At 65.6% G+C, this 14,229-nt stretch carries 16 protein-coding genes; 11 read left to right on the top strand and 5 right to left on the bottom strand.

Annotated elements, in window-relative coordinates; translation table 11 throughout:
- Positions 1-118 precede the first annotated feature (118 nt).
- From L880_RS0116025 to mdtD, 7 genes are all read left to right on the top strand, one after another.
- Entirely contained in the window at positions 119-574 is a 456-nt protein-coding gene (locus L880_RS0116025; RefSeq protein ID WP_027476535.1) for a hypothetical protein, read from the top strand.
- Between the two features lie 259 nt (positions 575-833).
- Complete coding sequence (gene rplM, locus L880_RS0116020; protein ID WP_019575878.1) at positions 834-1,262, top strand: 50S ribosomal protein L13; 429 nt, start codon at positions 834-836, stop codon at positions 1,260-1,262.
- A gap of 9 nt (positions 1,263-1,271) precedes the next feature.
- On the top strand, positions 1,272-1,664 hold the full coding sequence (gene rpsI / locus L880_RS0116015) for a 30S ribosomal protein S9 (protein WP_019575877.1): 393 nt from the start codon (positions 1,272-1,274) through the stop codon (positions 1,662-1,664).
- Positions 1,665-1,757: 93 nt separating this feature from the next.
- Positions 1,758-2,465: a DUF6776 family protein gene (locus tag L880_RS0116010; protein WP_027476534.1), complete on the top strand. Its 708-nt coding sequence runs from the start codon at positions 1,758-1,760 to the stop codon at positions 2,463-2,465.
- A 37-nt stretch (positions 2,466-2,502) separates the two neighbouring features.
- Entirely contained in the window at positions 2,503-2,898 is a 396-nt protein-coding gene (locus tag L880_RS0116005; RefSeq protein WP_019575875.1) for a bactofilin family protein, read from the top strand.
- Positions 2,899-2,957: 59 nt separating this feature from the next.
- Positions 2,958-3,323, top strand: a complete 366-nt coding sequence (gene erpA / locus L880_RS0116000; RefSeq protein WP_027476533.1) for an iron-sulfur cluster insertion protein ErpA — start codon at positions 2,958-2,960, stop codon at positions 3,321-3,323.
- Between the two features lie 79 nt (positions 3,324-3,402).
- Positions 3,403-4,851, top strand: a complete 1,449-nt coding sequence (gene mdtD / locus L880_RS0115995) for a multidrug transporter subunit MdtD (protein ID WP_027476532.1) — start codon at positions 3,403-3,405, stop codon at positions 4,849-4,851.
- 27 nt (positions 4,852-4,878) lie between these two features.
- Here the strand turns inward: mdtD and L880_RS0115990 are convergent, their stop codons facing one another.
- A complete protein-coding gene (locus L880_RS0115990) occupies positions 4,879-6,009 on the bottom strand; it encodes an anhydro-N-acetylmuramic acid kinase (RefSeq protein ID WP_027476531.1) in 1,131 nt (376 codons plus the stop codon).
- Between the two features lie 56 nt (positions 6,010-6,065).
- On the bottom strand, positions 6,066-7,421 hold the full coding sequence (locus L880_RS0115985) for a M23 family metallopeptidase (RefSeq protein ID WP_027476530.1): 1,356 nt from the start codon (positions 7,419-7,421) through the stop codon (positions 6,066-6,068).
- A 192-nt stretch (positions 7,422-7,613) separates the two neighbouring features.
- Between L880_RS0115985 and tyrS the strand changes: the two genes are divergently transcribed.
- Entirely contained in the window at positions 7,614-8,849 is a 1,236-nt protein-coding gene (tyrS, locus tag L880_RS0115980; protein ID WP_027476529.1) for a tyrosine--tRNA ligase, read from the top strand.
- A 33-nt stretch (positions 8,850-8,882) separates the two neighbouring features.
- Here tyrS and L880_RS0115975 read toward each other — a convergent pair whose 3' ends face one another.
- Complete coding sequence (locus tag L880_RS0115975) at positions 8,883-9,878, bottom strand: LysR substrate-binding domain-containing protein (protein WP_027476528.1); 996 nt, start codon at positions 9,876-9,878, stop codon at positions 8,883-8,885.
- A gap of 128 nt (positions 9,879-10,006) precedes the next feature.
- On the opposite strand from L880_RS0115975, the gene L880_RS34440 reads away from it, so the two are divergent.
- Positions 10,007-10,552, top strand: coding sequence for a DUF2917 domain-containing protein (locus L880_RS34440; RefSeq protein ID WP_051443352.1), 546 nt, complete (start codon positions 10,007-10,009; stop codon positions 10,550-10,552).
- Between the two features lie 30 nt (positions 10,553-10,582).
- On the opposite strand, the gene L880_RS0115965 is transcribed toward L880_RS34440, so the two are convergent.
- Positions 10,583-11,521 carry a DUF6279 family lipoprotein gene (locus tag L880_RS0115965; protein ID WP_157462918.1) on the bottom strand — a complete coding sequence of 313 codons (939 nt, stop codon included), beginning with the start codon at positions 11,519-11,521 and terminating at the stop codon, positions 10,583-10,585.
- Here L880_RS0115965 and glmU point away from each other — a divergent pair.
- Both glmU and L880_RS0115955 read left to right on the top strand, forming a co-directional pair.
- The gene (gene glmU, locus L880_RS0115960) at positions 11,520-12,929 is read left to right on the top strand and encodes a bifunctional UDP-N-acetylglucosamine diphosphorylase/glucosamine-1-phosphate N-acetyltransferase GlmU (protein WP_027476526.1); all 1,410 of its coding nucleotides are present in this window, start codon (positions 11,520-11,522) and stop codon (positions 12,927-12,929) included. The genes L880_RS0115965 and glmU overlap by 2 nt on opposite strands.
- On the top strand, positions 12,929-13,705 hold the full coding sequence (locus L880_RS0115955; protein WP_027476525.1) for a sensor histidine kinase: 777 nt from the start codon (positions 12,929-12,931) through the stop codon (positions 13,703-13,705). Before glmU ends, L880_RS0115955 begins: the two co-directional genes overlap by 1 nt.
- Here L880_RS0115955 and L880_RS0115950 read toward each other — a convergent pair.
- Positions 13,686-14,186 carry an Lrp/AsnC family transcriptional regulator gene (locus tag L880_RS0115950; protein WP_027476524.1) on the bottom strand — a complete coding sequence of 167 codons (501 nt, stop codon included), beginning with the start codon at positions 14,184-14,186 and terminating at the stop codon, positions 13,686-13,688. The two genes, L880_RS0115955 and L880_RS0115950, sit on opposite strands and share 20 nt — an antisense overlap.
- Positions 14,187-14,229: the final 43 nt, after the last annotated feature.

Here is a 14,229-nt window from a genome sequence, read left to right as displayed (position 1 = left end):
ATCGAAAATTTTTTGAAAAGGGCCTCAATTTTTCCTGCGCCATGCCGTAACACCGTACGAGGACGTCTAAAAACCTTTCCCGTCATGATGTAAACGAACTGTATCCGTCGGAACTGCCATGCAACTCCCACCTGTTGATCGATCGATGAACTGGGCCTATTCAGGCTCCAGCCAGTCGTTGGCAGGCGCGGACAACGCGATCAGCACCAAGCCGGCGGCCACGACGGTGACCAATGCGCCCACCGAGTCGACCATCGTGACCGTCTCGGGTCAGAAAGCCGCGAGCCCTGACAAGCCCTCGTCTTCCAATGATCAGCCCAACAAGGACTGGACGGCGGTCAAGAAGAAGGCCACCACCGAAGAGGCCAAGACCCCGCCGCCGGAGCCCATCTCCAAGAGGTTGATCGACTTCCTGAATTCGATGTGGAAAGCCAGCGGCTCGGTGGTCGAATTGGCGGCCGAACAAGCCAGCGCCGAGGCCAACCGGCTTGAGAGGGAAAAGCAGAAGCAGGGCTTGTCGACCAACCTGCTGGTCTACACCGACCCCAAGGTCAAGCGCAGCGGTGGCTTGTAAGCGTGTGGCTTGCGCCACTTTAGCGGCGCGTATAGACGACCAACTGCACTTTTTGTAGAATGGAAGGCTTCGCAGCGTTTTAAGCCCCGCGGCGAAGTTCGTTGAAGGACCGTGCTGCCTGGTTTCCCAGATTGGCACCCAAGCCCTCAACACCCCCCACCTAAGAGGTTTCCAGCAGAGAAACACCGACCGTGGAAAAGGGCTTTTTGTAGCCAGCCTGCGATTTTTCGATGGCTGGCAACCAACTCGAAAGCAATACATGTCTACGTTCAGCGCTAAGCCCGCAGACGTGAAGCACGAGTGGTTTGTGATTGACGCCACCGACAAGGTGCTCGGCCGGGTAGCCAGCGAAGTTGCCCTCCGTCTGCGCGGCAAACACAAAGCCATTTACACGCCTCACGTCGATACTGGCGATTTCATCGTCATCATCAACGCCGCCAAATTGAAGGTCACCGGCACCAAGTCTCTGGACAAGGTGTACTACCGTCACTCCGGCTTCCCCGGTGGCATCACTGCTACCAACTTCCGCGACCTGCAAGCCAAGCATCCTGGCCGTGCACTCGAGAAGGCCGTCAAGGGCATGCTGCCCAAGGGTCCTCTGGGTTACGCCATGATCAAGAAGCTCAAGGTGTACGGCGGTGCTGAGCACCCCCACACCGCGCAGCAACCCAAAGTGCTGGAACTGTAAGGAGCCGAGATGATTGGTGAATGGAACAATGGCACCGGCCGTCGCAAATCCAGCGTCGCCCGTGTGTTTCTGAAAAAAGGCACCGGCAAGATCACGATCAACGGTAAGGACATCCAGGCCTATTTCGGCCGCGAGACCTCCATCATGATCGCGAAGCAGCCCCTGGCCCTGACCAACCATGTCGAAACCTTCGACATCCAGGTCAATGTGCACGGTGGTGGTGAATCCGGCCAAGCCGGTGCAACCCGTCACGGCATCACCCGCGCCCTGATCGATTACGACGCCACGCTGAAGCCCGCACTGAGCCAAGCCGGCTTCGTGACCCGCGACGCTCGTGAAGTCGAACGTAAGAAGGTCGGTCTGCGCTCTGCTCGCCGCGCCAAGCAGTTCAGCAAGCGTTAATCTGCTTTCAGTTCTGCAAAAAGCCGCAACAAGTTCTGCTTGTTGCGGTTTTTTTGTTTTACGCTCGCGGTTTTTCTCGTTTCGAACCCCTTCATGCGCTTTCGCCTGCTCCGCCGTCGCCTCACCATCAGCACGCCCCGCATGGCGGTGCGCAGTGCCATGCCCTGGCCTTTGCGCTGGGTTCTGCTGGCCCTGGTGTTCGGTTTTTGCGCTGCCGTGGCCCTGTGGGCATTCGAGACGGGCAAGAACATTGCCGGGCTGGATCGGCACACCCGCGAAGAGTTGGCCGCGTTGCGCCAGCAGGTGGCGCAGATGCAGGACGAGCGTGACAAGGCTCAATCCATTGCCAACACCTCGGGCAGCCTGCTGACGGCCGAGCGTGCTACCCAGGAGCGCCTGCTGGCGCAGATCCACCAGTTGGAGCTCGACAACCGCAGCCTGCGTGACGACCTGGGCTTTTTTGAGAAGCTGATCCCGGCCAACAGCGTCGAGGACGTGGCCATTCGCGGTCTGCAGGCCGAAATCGTGGCCAGTCAGCAACTGCGCTGGCAGGTGCTGGTGATCCAGCCCGTCAAGAGCGGCCCCGAATTCAAAGGCCGACTGGAACTGGTGCTGAGCGGCACCCTGGCTGGCAAGCCCTGGGAGCAGCCCCTGCCGCAGGGCCCGGTGCCCTTGCAATTCAGGCAATATCGCCGCCTGGAGGGCCTGGTCGACTTGCCACCGCAGGTTTCGGTCAAGCAGGTCACGGCCCGCATTTTCGATGGCAGCAGCTCGCGTGCCGTCCAGACACTCAAGCTCTGAGCACTCTCATCCGGCACTATTCCTGAAAGGACGGCCCATGTTCGCGAAAAAGAAGCAACCGCCCATCAAAAGCCTGATCGCGCAAGGCAGCCGCATCGACGGCAACATCACCTTTGCCGAAGGCCTGCGGGTCGATGGCGATGTGGTGGGCGACATCCGGGTCGATGAGTCGCAGCCGAGCCTGCTGGTGATCTCCGAAACCGCCACTGTGATGGGCGCGGTGTACGCCGACCACCTGATCATCAACGGGCGCATCCAGGGGCCGGTGCATGCCCGTGAGTTGCTCGAGTTGCAGCCGCGTGCGCGCATTGAGGGCGATGTCTATTACAAGGCGCTCGAGATGCACCAGGGGGCCGTGATCGCCGGCATGCTGTGCCCTGCGGCACCCCTGGATGAAAAACCCCTGCTGACACTAGCGGCAAATAGCCGCTGATCAGAATTCCCGAGCGAATTCTTGTACTATTCGAGCCAAACCCGTTTCCGGAGAACCCCATGAGTGCTGTTGTCGAGTCGCTGCCGACTGAAATGCCCGCCCCCATTCTTTTCACAGACAGCGCTGCCGCCAAGGTGGCCGACCTGATCGCCGAAGAGGGCAACCCTGACCTGAAGTTGCGCGTGTTCGTGCAGGGGGGCGGTTGTTCTGGCTTCCAGTATGGTTTCACCTTTGATGAAATCACCAATGAAGACGACACCACCATGACCAAGAATGGTGTCTCGTTGCTGATCGATGCCATGAGCTACCAATACCTGCTGGGCGCCGAGATCGACTACAAGGAAGACCTGCAAGGCGCCCAGTTCGTGATCAAGAATCCGAACGCCACCACCACCTGCGGTTGCGGCTCCAGCTTCTCCGTTTGAGGGTGCGCCTGCCGCCCCCCAGCACAACCGCCCTTGAGGCGGTTTTTTCTTGGCCGTCCAACCCCGAAGCCCGCAGAGCATGACAGTCGATCCGGAAGTTCGTTCCCAGCAACGCCTGCTGTGGCTGGTGGCCCTGGGCTTTTTCATGCAGACGCTGGACGCCACCATCGTCAACACCGCACTGCCGGCCATGGCGCAAAGCCTGCACGAGAGCCCGTTGCGCATGCAGTCGGTGATCGTGGCCTATTCGCTGGCCATGGCCATGCTGATTCCTGCCTCGGGCTGGGTGGCCGACCGATTTGGAACCCGACGGGTTTATGTGGTGGCCATCACGCTGTTCGCCGTCGGCTCGCTGCTGTGCGCGATGTCGACCTCGTTGGCCCTGCTGGTGGCCTCGCGGGTGGTGCAGGGGCTGGGCGGGGCCTTGTTGTTGCCGGTGGGCCGGCTGGCGGTGCTGCGAACGTTTCCGAAGGAGCGTTTTCTGCAGGCCATGAGCTTCATTGCCATCCCCGGCCTGATCGGCCCCCTGATCGGCCCGACCCTGGGGGGCTGGCTGGTGGAGGTCGCCTCCTGGCACTGGATCTTCCTGATCAACCTGCCGGTGGGGGTGATCGGGGCGGTCGCTGCCTACTTCTTCATGCGCAGCGGTCCCGCCGTCACCGTGGCCCGGTTCGACTGGTCGGGCTACCTGTGGCTGGCCACGGGCATGGTGACCTTGTCGCTGGCCCTGGACGGGCTGTCGGGGCTGGGTCTGGGGCAGGCCGGGGTGTTGGTGCTGCTGGTGTTCGGGCTCGCCAGCCTGGTGGCCTATTGGCTGCATGCCATGCGCAGCCCGGCGCCGCTGTTTGCGCCCCAGTTGTTCGGTGTGGTGTCGCTGGCGATTGGCTTGCTGGGCAATCTGTTTTCGCGCCTGGGCAGTTCTTGCATGCCCTTTCTCGTGCCCTTGCTGCTGCAGGTGAGCCTGGGTTATTCGCCCTTTGAGGCCGGCCTGATGATGCTGCCGGTGGCCATGGCCGGCATGGCGGTGAAGCGCATCACCACGCCGCTGATCACCCGGCTGGGCTACCGCCGTGTGCTGGTGGGCAACACCGCCTTGGTGGGCCTGGCCATGATGAGCTTCGCATTGATCAACCCGGGGCAGCCGCTGGGCCTGCGTCTGCTGCAATTGGCCGTGTTCGGCGCGGTCAATTCGATCCAGTTCACAGCCATGAACACCCTCACCCTGAAAGACCTGGAGGGTTCGCAGGCCAGCAGTGGCAACAGCTTGCTGTCAATGGTGCAGATGCTGGCCATGGGCATGGGGGTGGCTGTGGCGGGCGCCGTTCTGGCCGGCTTCGCGGCCTTGCTGGGCCCGGGGGGCAATGCAAGTGCCACTCACCTGGACACCCTGGCCTCGTTCCACGCCACCTTCGTGACCATGGGGTTCATCACCCTTGCCTCGGCGGCCATCTTCTGGCAATTGCCCTCCGGCCTGGAGCCGGGCTTGTTGCGGGGCGATGCCTCGGCGGCCGGGCCGCACGAGCCTTGAGCAGTGCGGTGCACGCAGCGCCGGGGTTCAGGCCGGGTAAAGCGCTCCCAGGATGCGCGGGCCTTGCGCCCCGGTCACGCTGGGCAGGTTGCCGGGTTGGCGCAGCAGGGCCTGGCGGGCCAGCCAGGCAAAGGCCACTGCCTCGACCTGCAGCGGGGGCAGGCCGGCCAGGCCGCTGGATTCGACACTCACTTCGGGCAGGTGGTGCTGCAGCCGGCTGATCAACTGGCCGTTCAGTGCCCCACCGCCGCAAACCAGCAGGCGCCGGCTGCCCTGTGCGTGGGCCTGCACGGCCTGGGCGCAAGACAGCGCGGTGAATTCGGTGAGTGTGGCCTGCACCTGGGTGGCGCTCAGGTGCGGGTGGGCTTTCAGGTGCTGCTCCAGCCAGACCGGGTTGAACAGATCGCGTCCGGTGCTTTTGGGCGGAGGCAGGTGCAAAAAGGGCTCCTGCATCAGGTCGGCCAGCAAGCCGGGGTGGATCTGCCCCTGTGCGGCCCACTGCCCGTCGCGGTCGAAGGCCTGGCCCGTGTGTTGTAGGCACCAGTGGTCCATCAGCGCATTGCCGGGCCCGCAGTCAAAGCCCAGCACCGGAGCGGTCGGCTGGTTCTGGGGTGGGATCACGGTCAGATTGGCGATGCCGCCCAGGTTGAGCACCGCCAGGGTCTGATCGACCTGACCAAACACCCGGGCGTGAAACGCGGGCACCAGCGGCGCACCCTGACCGCCGGCCACCACATCGCGGGTGCGAAAGTCGGCCACCACGTCAATGCCGGTGTGTTCGGCCAGCAGGGCCGGGTTGTTGAGTTGCAAGGTGTAGCCGGTGCCGTCGTACTGCCCGGGCTGGTGCCGCACGGTCTGCCCGTGCGCGCCAATGGCCGCCACATGCCAGGTTGGCAGCACGGCCTCGGCCAACAGGCGCGACACCACCACCACATAGGTGCGGGCCAATGCATTGGCCGCCATGGCTGCGCGGTGCAGCTCATCGGGGCCGGGGCTGTTGAGTTCGAGCAGCGATCGCTTGAGTTCGGCCGTGAAGGGCAGGGCCACGTGTGCCAGCACCTGGGGCTGATCGCCCTCAAAACGGCACAGAACGCCATCGACCCCATCGAGGGAGGTGCCGGACATCAGTCCGATGTAGTGGTCTGCCTTGCCTTGCATGGGCTGATGATAGCGGGCTGCGCGCTGGGCCCTGCGTGCGGCCTCCGCTCCCAGCGTCAATCGGCGCTGGCCTGTTGCACCGATGCCGCAGCCGACAGCTGGATGCGCATGGCCGAAGCCAGGCGGTTGAAGGCTGGGCGCGCTGCCGGAGACACCGGAACGGCCTGCGCCTGATGGGCGATGGTCATCGGGTCCTGGTGGATGCCATTGACGCGGAACTCAAAGTGCAGGTGCGGCCCGGTGGCCCAGCCGGTAGAGCCCACGGCACCCACGGTCTGGCCCTGGCTCACCGTCTGGCCGCGCGTCACGCCGATGCGGCTCAGGTGGGCGTACACCGTCATCTGGTTGTTGCGGTGCTTCAGCATCACCACATTGCCGTAGCCGTTCTGCACACCGGCAAAGTCGACCACGCCATCGCCCACGGCACGCACGGCGGTGCCGGTGGGGGCAGCGTAGTCGGTGCCCAGGTGGGCCTTCCAGGTTTGCAGAATGGGGTGGAAGCGCATCTTGAAGCCGCTGGTCACCCGCGAGAACTCGACGGGCGAGGTCAGGAAGGCGCGGCGCATGCTGTTGCCGTCCAGTGTGTAGTAGCTGCCCTTTTGGCCGGGCTCCTGGAACCACAGGGCCTGGTAGGCCTTGCCGTCGTTGATGAACTCGGCGCTGAGCACGCGGCCGGCACGCAGGGGTTCGCCGTCGGCTTCCAGGGTTTCATAGACGACCGAGAAGCGGTCGCCCTTGCGCAGGCTGCGGTGAAAGTCGACATCGCCCGAGAAGATCTCGGCCAGTTGCGTGGCCACCGTGTCAGGGATGCCGGCTTCGTCGGTGGCGGCAAACAGCGAGCTGCGGATGGTGCCACCGGCCAGCTTGTTGCTGGCGCTCAGGGGGGCGGTCTCGATGTGCGAGCTGAAGCTGCCGCGTGCCGTCTTTTCGAACACCAGGCGTTGGAAGGTGTTGCTGTCGTCGGGGGTCCAGCGCGCCACCAGGCGCACCAGGCGGTGGTCTTCACTGGCCTCGGCCGTCACCTGGCGGCCATTGCGGCCCAGCAGGCTGATGCGCACCAGCGCGTCGTTGCGCAAAAAGGCGGCGGCCACCGGGTCGCTGATGCCCAGGCGTTGCAGCAGGGTGTCCACACTGTCGGTGGGGCGCACCGTGTCGGATCGGAACAGGTTGAAGCGGTGGACATCCAGTGCCTCGGCCTGCTCGGCCACCGAGATCGGTTGCACGGTTTCGGTGATCTGGCGCACCGGCAGGTCGGCCGCGTCGGGGGCCATGGAGGCCACCGCGAAGGCGCCACCGCCGCCACCCAGCAGGAGGGCGGCGACCACGGTGGTGATGCGTTTGGGATGGTGTTCGACCTGGTGGGCCAGTCGTGTCAGCAAAAGCTCGCCGGCGGCGATGAAACCGTTTTTCAAGAAGCTATCCCCAGAGTCGTTTGCCTATTTTTGAGGCAGTGTGTCGGGGGCGCTGCGCCTGATGATTCCCGACGGTGGCAGGTGTTCGGATGGACACGAACCCGTTCGCAAAAAGCGGGCCAATTAAAATCCACTTTTGCGAGCCGAACGAGTATAGCTGCCCGCCCCGCCCCGACATCTGAAAAAACCCTTATGAATCAAGCTGCTGCTGTTACAAATCACCCCGTCACCGACCGTGTGCGGGAGGCGCTGGCCGTGACCCTGCGGGGCTGCGACGAACTCATCCCGCAAGACGCCTGGGTGCAGAAACTGGCCCGTTCCGAGGCCACCGGCGTGCCATTGCGCATCAAACTGGGGCTGGATCCGACGGCGCCCGACATCCACATCGGCCACACCGTGGTGCTCAACAAGATGCGCCAGCTGCAGGACCTGGGGCACACCGTCATCTTCTTGATCGGTGACTTCACCAGCATGATCGGCGACCCTTCGGGCCGCAACAGCACCCGGCCGCCCCTGACGGCCGAGCAGATCAAGGTCAACGCCGAGACCTACTACAAGCAGGCCAGCCTGGTGCTCGACCCCGCCAAGACCGAGATCCGCTACAACAGCGAATGGAGCGATCCGCTGGGCGCGCGCGGCATGATCCAGCTGGCGGCCAAGTACACCGTGGCCCGCATGATGGAGCGCGACGACTTTCACAAGCGCTTCACCACCAACCAGTCGATCAGCGTGCACGAGTTCCTGTACCCGCTGATGCAGGGCTACGACTCGGTGGCCCTGAAAAGCGACCTGGAGCTGGGCGGCACCGACCAGAAGTTCAATCTGCTGATGGGGCGTCACCTGCAGCAGGAGTACGGACAAGAGCCCCAGTGCATCCTGACCATGCCCCTGCTCGAAGGCCTGGATGGCGTGGACAAGATGTCCAAGAGCAAGAACAACTACATCGGCATCAGCGAAGAGCCGAACACCATGTTTGCCAAGGTGCTGTCGATCTCCGACACCCTGATGTGGCGCTGGTACACCCTGCTGTCGTTCAAGAGCGAAGCCGAGATCGCCGCCCTCAAGGCCGAGGTCGAAGGCGGGCGCAACCCCAAGGACGCCAAGGTGGCCCTGGCCAAGGAGATCACCGCCCGCTTCCACAGCGCTGCCGCCGCCGACGCGGCCGAGCAGGACTTCAACAACCGCAGCAAGGGTGGCGTGCCCGATGAGATCCCGGAAGTCAGCCTGTCGGGTGCCCCAATGGGCATCGGTGCCCTGCTCAAGGCCGCCGGCCTGGCCCCTTCGGGCAGCGAGGCCAACCGCCTGATCGATGGCGGTGGGGTGCGCGTGGATTCGAGCGTGGTCAGCGACAAGGGCCTGAAGCTGGCCGCCGGCACCTACGTGGTGCAGGTGGGCAAGCGCAAGTTCGCCCGCGTGACGCTGGGCTGAGCGCAAGCCCGTCTGCCCGGGTGGGGGCCTGGCTCAGCCCAGGTCGTCGCACAGATCGGTGTCGGGGATGTCGCCCACCGTGTGGCGGGTGCGTGAAGCTTCGCCCACCAGCCAGTCGCTGAAGGCCTTGACCTCGGGCCGGTGCGCCGTGCGCGGCCCCACCAGCAACCAGTACACCAGGGGTGAGTCGAGGCGAAAGCCCGGCAGCACCTCGACCAGGTCGCCCGAGGCCAGGCTGTCGGCGATCAGGGGCATGCGCGCCAGCGCCACGCCCTGGCCCGTGAGCGCGGCCTGCACGATCTGGTGCGCGTAGTTGAAATACAGCCAGCGCTTGGGCTCGACATTGCTCAGGCCCTGGGTCTCGAACCAGCGCCGCCACGACAGCCATTCCATGTGCTGGGTGCGGTGGGCGTCGCCGGCTTCGATCAGGGTGAACTTGGCCACATCGGCCGGTTTGCGGATGGGTTGCCCGCTTTTCAGCAGCCAGGGGCTGGCCACCACGGCCAGTTGCTCGCCGAACAGGCGTTGCGCGCCCCGCACCGAGGCCCCGGGCAGGCTGTAGCGCAGGGCCAGGTCGATGTCGGCGGTTTCCAGGTCGACCGCAGTGTCGGTGGCGTCGATGCGGATGTCGATGTCGGGGTGGCTGCGCTGAAAGGCCTCCAGCCGCGGGATCAGCCACATCGACGCGAACGAGGCCCAGGTGGTGATGGCCACGCTCTTGCGCCCCGCGCTCTGGCGGATCTGGCGCACCGTGCTGTCCAGGCGCTCCAGCGTGGGCAGCAGGGTGCGCAGCAATTGCGAGCCGGCGCTGGTCAACTCCACCGCCCGGGTGTGGCGCAGAAACAGGGGCACGCCGATCTCGTCTTCGAGCGACTGGATCTGGCGGCTGACGGCCGATTGGGTCAGCGCCAGCTCTTCGGAGGCGGCGCGGAAGTTCAGGTGCCGGGCCACGGCTTCAAAGGCGCGAAGGTGGCCCACGGCGACGGGGCGGGTGCGCAGATGGGTGATGGAGGGGCTGGCTTTGCTCATGCGGCGGGCATCGTCTCATTCATGCGAAAGAGGTATCAATCGCGGGTGTGCAATTCATTGGACCATCCGCATTCTGACGCCGATCATGAAGGCTCCTCAACGGTTTTTTCTCACTCAAGGAGTTCATCATGCTGTCCCGCCCTGTTCTGGAATCGCAACAATCCGCCGCTTTTGCACCGGCCGGCCGCGCGTTCCCCGGCGGCTGGAATATCAAGCCCGGGCGCGCACTCACCCTGTGCCCGCGCGAGCGCAGCGTGATCGAGATGAACCAGGGCCGACTGTGGCTCACCTTCACCGGGCCGCACCGTGGCCACGCCAATGACCTGGGCGACCGCTTTCTGATGCCGGGTGACTGGCTGGTGGTCGAACCGGGCCAGACCGTGGTGCTGGAGGCCTTTGTGCTGGCGCAGGAGTTGACCCAGGCTGCACCGGCGGATGTGGTCTTCCGCTGGGACCGTGCGCTGCCCCTGGTGGCGCAGACCCAGCGCCGGCCTCAGCCGGCCAGCGCCTTGCCCAAGGACCTGGCCTTGCCCCTGGCCGACCTGAGCCGGGGGCTGTGGCAGGGCTGGCAGGCCGGTGGCGCCGTGCTGGGGGCGCTGGGGCGTCTGGCCGCGGGCAGCGCGCGCCTGGGCTGGCTGCTGCTGCAGGGCGGCCGACAGCGTCACCCCGCCTGAACGCGTCAACGTGTTCTGAGAACGCAGGCCTCAACGCTGCTGCGACAGGGCCTGCACATCGCTGGCCCAGCCGCGCAGGCGCTTGGCGGCCTTGTCGCGCTGTTCGGGCGTGGCCTGGCGCTGCAACTGGGCGTAGATCTGGCAGCCTTCTTCGATCGAGTGCTCCTGCTGTTCGCGGTGGGCTGGCACCGGCGGGCTCAAAGCCCGGGCCAGGTAGGCCAGCCAGGCCTGCTCGGCCTGGGCTTGGGTCTGGGCTTGGGTCTGGGGGGCCCCGCTGCTGCGCAGGCGGCGCAGGGTGCCGAGCATGTCCTGGTGGCGCCGCTGCTGCTCGGCCAGCCGGATGCGCGGGTCGAACGCCGAGGCCTGCAAGGCCTCGCGCAAGCCCTGGCGCTGTGCTGCATTGAGGCGCCCGTACAGCGATTCGGCCCGGTCGGTGTACTGCTCGATGCGCTTGTCCAGCAGCTCGCCGGGTGACAGCTCCACCCATTCGCTGCGCAGCTTGGCCTCGTTCTTGGCGAACTTCTTGTCCATGTGGTCCAACTGGGCCGGGCTCAGGCTCAAGGCCAGGCGGGCGATCATGGGGGCGCTTTGCTCGGCCAGGGCCTGCAGGCGCTCGCGCGCCGGGGGCAGCAGGCTGCACAGCTGGGCGGCATCGGGTTCGGTGCTGGTCAGGCGCTCCAGGTTCAGCAGCAGTTCGCGGTAGCGTGGCAACTCGCGCGTGCGGTGCCAGGCCTGCAGATCGGCCAGATCCTGCTTCAGGCGCAGCGATTGTTCGCCATTGAAATCGCCATAGGCATCGGCCCACCAGTAGCTCACCTCGGGCAAGGCGTTGTAGCTCAGCTTCACGGCGCTGCAGGCGCTCAGCCATAAAACGGCCATGAGCAGCGTTGCCAGCGAGATAATCCGGCGCAATGACAGGATGGCCGGCGTTGTTGTGACCGGGCCGCCAAAAGCAAGAGGACGTTTCATGTCGGGATTTGGATCTGCGCTGGATGTGGTGGTGATGGCTGCGGGCAAGGGCACGCGGATGAAGAGCAGTTTGCCCAAAGTCTTGCACCGTGTCGCGGGCAAGGCCATGGTGCGCCATGTTCTGGACACTGTCGAGTCGCTGTCGCCCCGCCGCGTGGTGCTGATCACCGGCCACGGCGCCGAGGCCGTCGAGGCCCACCTGGCCGCGCACCCGCTGAGCCAGGGCGGCCAGTTGCAGTTCGCCCGCCAGATGCCCCAATTGGGCACCGGCCATGCGGTGCAGCAGGCGGTGCCCCTGTTGCCGGATGACGGCGTGGTGCTGATCCTCAATGGTGACGTGCCCCTGATCGCCGCCGACACCGTGCGGGCCCTGGTTCAGGCCTGTGCCGGCCAGCACCTGGCCCTGCTCACCGTGGTGCTGGACGATCCCACGGGCTATGGGCGCATCCTGCGCGACGGTGAGGCGGTGTTGGGCATTGTTGAGCACAAGGACGCCACCGAAGCCCAGCGTGCCATCACCGAGACCTACACCGGCATCATGGCGCTGCCCGCCGCCCGCCTCAAAACCTGGCTGGGCCGCCTCACCAACGACAACAGCCAGCACGAGTACTACCTGACCGACATCGTGGCCATGGCCGTGGCCGACGGCGTGGGCGTGCTGGGCCTGCCCACCACCGACGAGGTGCAGGTGGCCGGCGTGAACAGCCCCCAGCAACTGGCCGCCCTGGAGCGCGCCTGCCAGGCCCGCCGTGCCGAGGCGCTGATGGCCGACGGCGTGCGCCTGGCCGACCCGGCCCGCCTGGACGTGCGTGGCACCCTGCAATGCGGCAGCGATGTCGAGATCGACGTCAACTGCATTTTTGAAGGTCAGGTGGTGCTGGGCGACGGCGTGCGCATCGGCGCCCACTGCGTGATCGCCAATGCCCGGATTGCCGCTGGCGCGGTGATCCACCCCTTCACCCACATCGAAGGCGAGAAGGCCGGCGTGCAAGTGGGCCCCGGCTCGCTGATCGGGCCGTTTGCCCGCCTGCGCCCCGGTGCCGTGCTGGGGGCCGAGGTGCACATCGGCAATTTTGTCGAGGTCAAGAACTCCACCTTGGCCGACGGCGCCAAGGCCAACCACCTGGCCTACCTGGGCGACGCCACCGTGGGTGAGCGCGTCAACTACGGCGCCGGCAGCATCACCGCCAATTACGACGGGGCCAACAAGCACCGCACCGTGATCGAGGCCGACGTTCACGTGGGCAGCAACTGCGTGCTGGTGGCCCCCATCACCGTGGGCGCTGGCGGCACCGTGGGAGGCGGCTCCACCCTCACCAAAGACACCCCGCCCGGCGCTCTGAGCGTGAGCCGGGCCCGCCAGGTCAGCATTGCCAATTGGCAGCGCCCTGCCAAGGGGGCTAAGTGATGGGGGAGGCGGGCGACACAGATCGCGACACGGATCGCGACACGGATCGTGACGTCGAGCTGGCCCGGCTGCGTGCCGAACTGGCCGAGCAGCGCGAGCAGCAGCAGGCTTTTCTGCGCGCCATCTCGCACGACCTGCGCTCCCCGGTGCGCCACATTGTGTCGTACGGCCAGTTGGTGCGCGAGCTGGTGCAGGAGAGCAACGCCGACCCTTCGGCGGTGCAGTACCTCGACACCATCACCCAGTCGGCACGCCACCTGGGCCAGATGATCGACGGCCTGATCGCGCTGGCCCGCATCGGTGCGGCCGAACTCCATGTGCAGCCCCTGCCGCTGGCCGATGTGCTCAGCGATGCCGTGACCCAGGCTCGGGCCGCCTGTGGCGAGCGTGTGGTGCAGTGGCAACTGCCCGAGGCCCAGGGCCTGCCCCGGGTGCAGGCCGATCTGGCCCAGTTGCGCGATCTGTTGCGCCTGCTGTTGGACAACGCCGTCAAGTTCACCCGCCGCCAGCCCGAGGCCCGCATCGCCATCGCTGTGGTGCACCAGGGCGAGCGGGTGCAGCTCACCCTGCAGGACAACGGTGCCGGCTTCCGGCCCGAGCATGCCGACCAGTTGTTCGGCGTGTTCCAGCGCCTGCACACCGTGCGCGACTTCGAGGGCCTGGGCCTGGGTCTGGCCATGGCGCGCCGCATCGTGGAGCGCCTGGGCGGCGAGCTTTCCCTGCAGGGCCAGCACGGCCAGGGTTGCACCGTGACCCTCAGCCTGCCGGCAGCGTGAGGGGCACAGACAGGCGGGGCTCGAACTTGCTGCGCTTGACGTTGAAGAAGGTCTTCACATTGCGCACATGGGCGTCGCTGTTGAACAGGCGCTGCGTCAGCGCCAGATAGGCCGGCATGTCGGCCGCTCCCACCACCAGCACGAAATCCGGGCCCGGCGACACCCGGTAGCACTGCTGCACCGATTCATCCGCCACCACGCGGGCCTCGAAGGCCTCCAGCTGCTCGGCGTCCTGGCGGTCCAGCGTCACCTCCACGATGGCCGTCAGGCCGTGCCCGAGCGCCTGGGCCAGGCGCTCGGGGTTCAGCAAGGCCACCTGGCGTTCGATCAAGCCTGCCTCGCGCAGGCGCTTGACCCGCCGCAGGCAGGTCGGCGGCGAGATCCGCAGTTGCTCGGCCAAGGCCTGGTTGCTGGCGCTGGCGTCAGCTTGCAAGGCGTCGAGCAGTTGCAGGTCGGTCGAATCGAGTTCAATGGATTTCATTTGTCATTCTATTTTGAATGAAAATTTCACAAAATCTGTTATG

Origin of the sequence: Curvibacter gracilis ATCC BAA-807, from assembly GCF_000518645.1 — a bacterium.
GTDB lineage: Bacteria > Pseudomonadota > Gammaproteobacteria > Burkholderiales > Burkholderiaceae_C > Curvibacter > Curvibacter gracilis.
Note: the sequence above shows the minus strand (reverse complement) of the source record. Positions and strands in the feature narration are given on the sequence as shown.

What these genes read in the sequence shown, in the direction of transcription:
- L880_RS0116005 (WP_019575875.1), top strand. Translation starts at nt 2,503, where the DNA reads ATGTTCGCGAAAAAGAAGCAACCGCCCATCAAAAGCCTGATCGCGCAA.
- L880_RS0116025 (WP_027476535.1), top strand. Translation starts at nt 119, where the DNA reads ATGCAACTCCCACCTGTTGATCGATCGATGAACTGGGCCTATTCAGGC.
- glmU (WP_027476526.1), top strand. Translation starts at nt 11,520, where the DNA reads ATGTCGGGATTTGGATCTGCGCTGGATGTGGTGGTGATGGCTGCGGGC.
- L880_RS0115950 (WP_027476524.1), bottom strand. Translation starts at nt 14,186, where the DNA reads ATGAAATCCATTGAACTCGATTCGACCGACCTGCAACTGCTCGACGCC.
- tyrS (WP_027476529.1), top strand. Translation starts at nt 7,614, where the DNA reads ATGAATCAAGCTGCTGCTGTTACAAATCACCCCGTCACCGACCGTGTG.
- rpsI (WP_019575877.1), top strand. Translation starts at nt 1,272, where the DNA reads ATGATTGGTGAATGGAACAATGGCACCGGCCGTCGCAAATCCAGCGTC.
- L880_RS34440 (WP_051443352.1), top strand. Translation starts at nt 10,007, where the DNA reads ATGCTGTCCCGCCCTGTTCTGGAATCGCAACAATCCGCCGCTTTTGCA.
- L880_RS0115975 (WP_027476528.1), bottom strand. Translation starts at nt 9,878, where the DNA reads ATGAGCAAAGCCAGCCCCTCCATCACCCATCTGCGCACCCGCCCCGTC.
- erpA (WP_027476533.1), top strand. Translation starts at nt 2,958, where the DNA reads ATGAGTGCTGTTGTCGAGTCGCTGCCGACTGAAATGCCCGCCCCCATT.
- L880_RS0115965 (WP_157462918.1), bottom strand. Translation starts at nt 11,521, where the DNA reads ATGAAACGTCCTCTTGCTTTTGGCGGCCCGGTCACAACAACGCCGGCC.
- rplM (WP_019575878.1), top strand. Translation starts at nt 834, where the DNA reads ATGTCTACGTTCAGCGCTAAGCCCGCAGACGTGAAGCACGAGTGGTTT.
- L880_RS0116010 (WP_027476534.1), top strand. Translation starts at nt 1,758, where the DNA reads ATGCGCTTTCGCCTGCTCCGCCGTCGCCTCACCATCAGCACGCCCCGC.
- L880_RS0115990 (WP_027476531.1), bottom strand. Translation starts at nt 6,009, where the DNA reads ATGCAAGGCAAGGCAGACCACTACATCGGACTGATGTCCGGCACCTCC.
- L880_RS0115955 (WP_027476525.1), top strand. Translation starts at nt 12,929, where the DNA reads ATGGGGGAGGCGGGCGACACAGATCGCGACACGGATCGCGACACGGAT.
- mdtD (WP_027476532.1), top strand. Translation starts at nt 3,403, where the DNA reads ATGACAGTCGATCCGGAAGTTCGTTCCCAGCAACGCCTGCTGTGGCTG.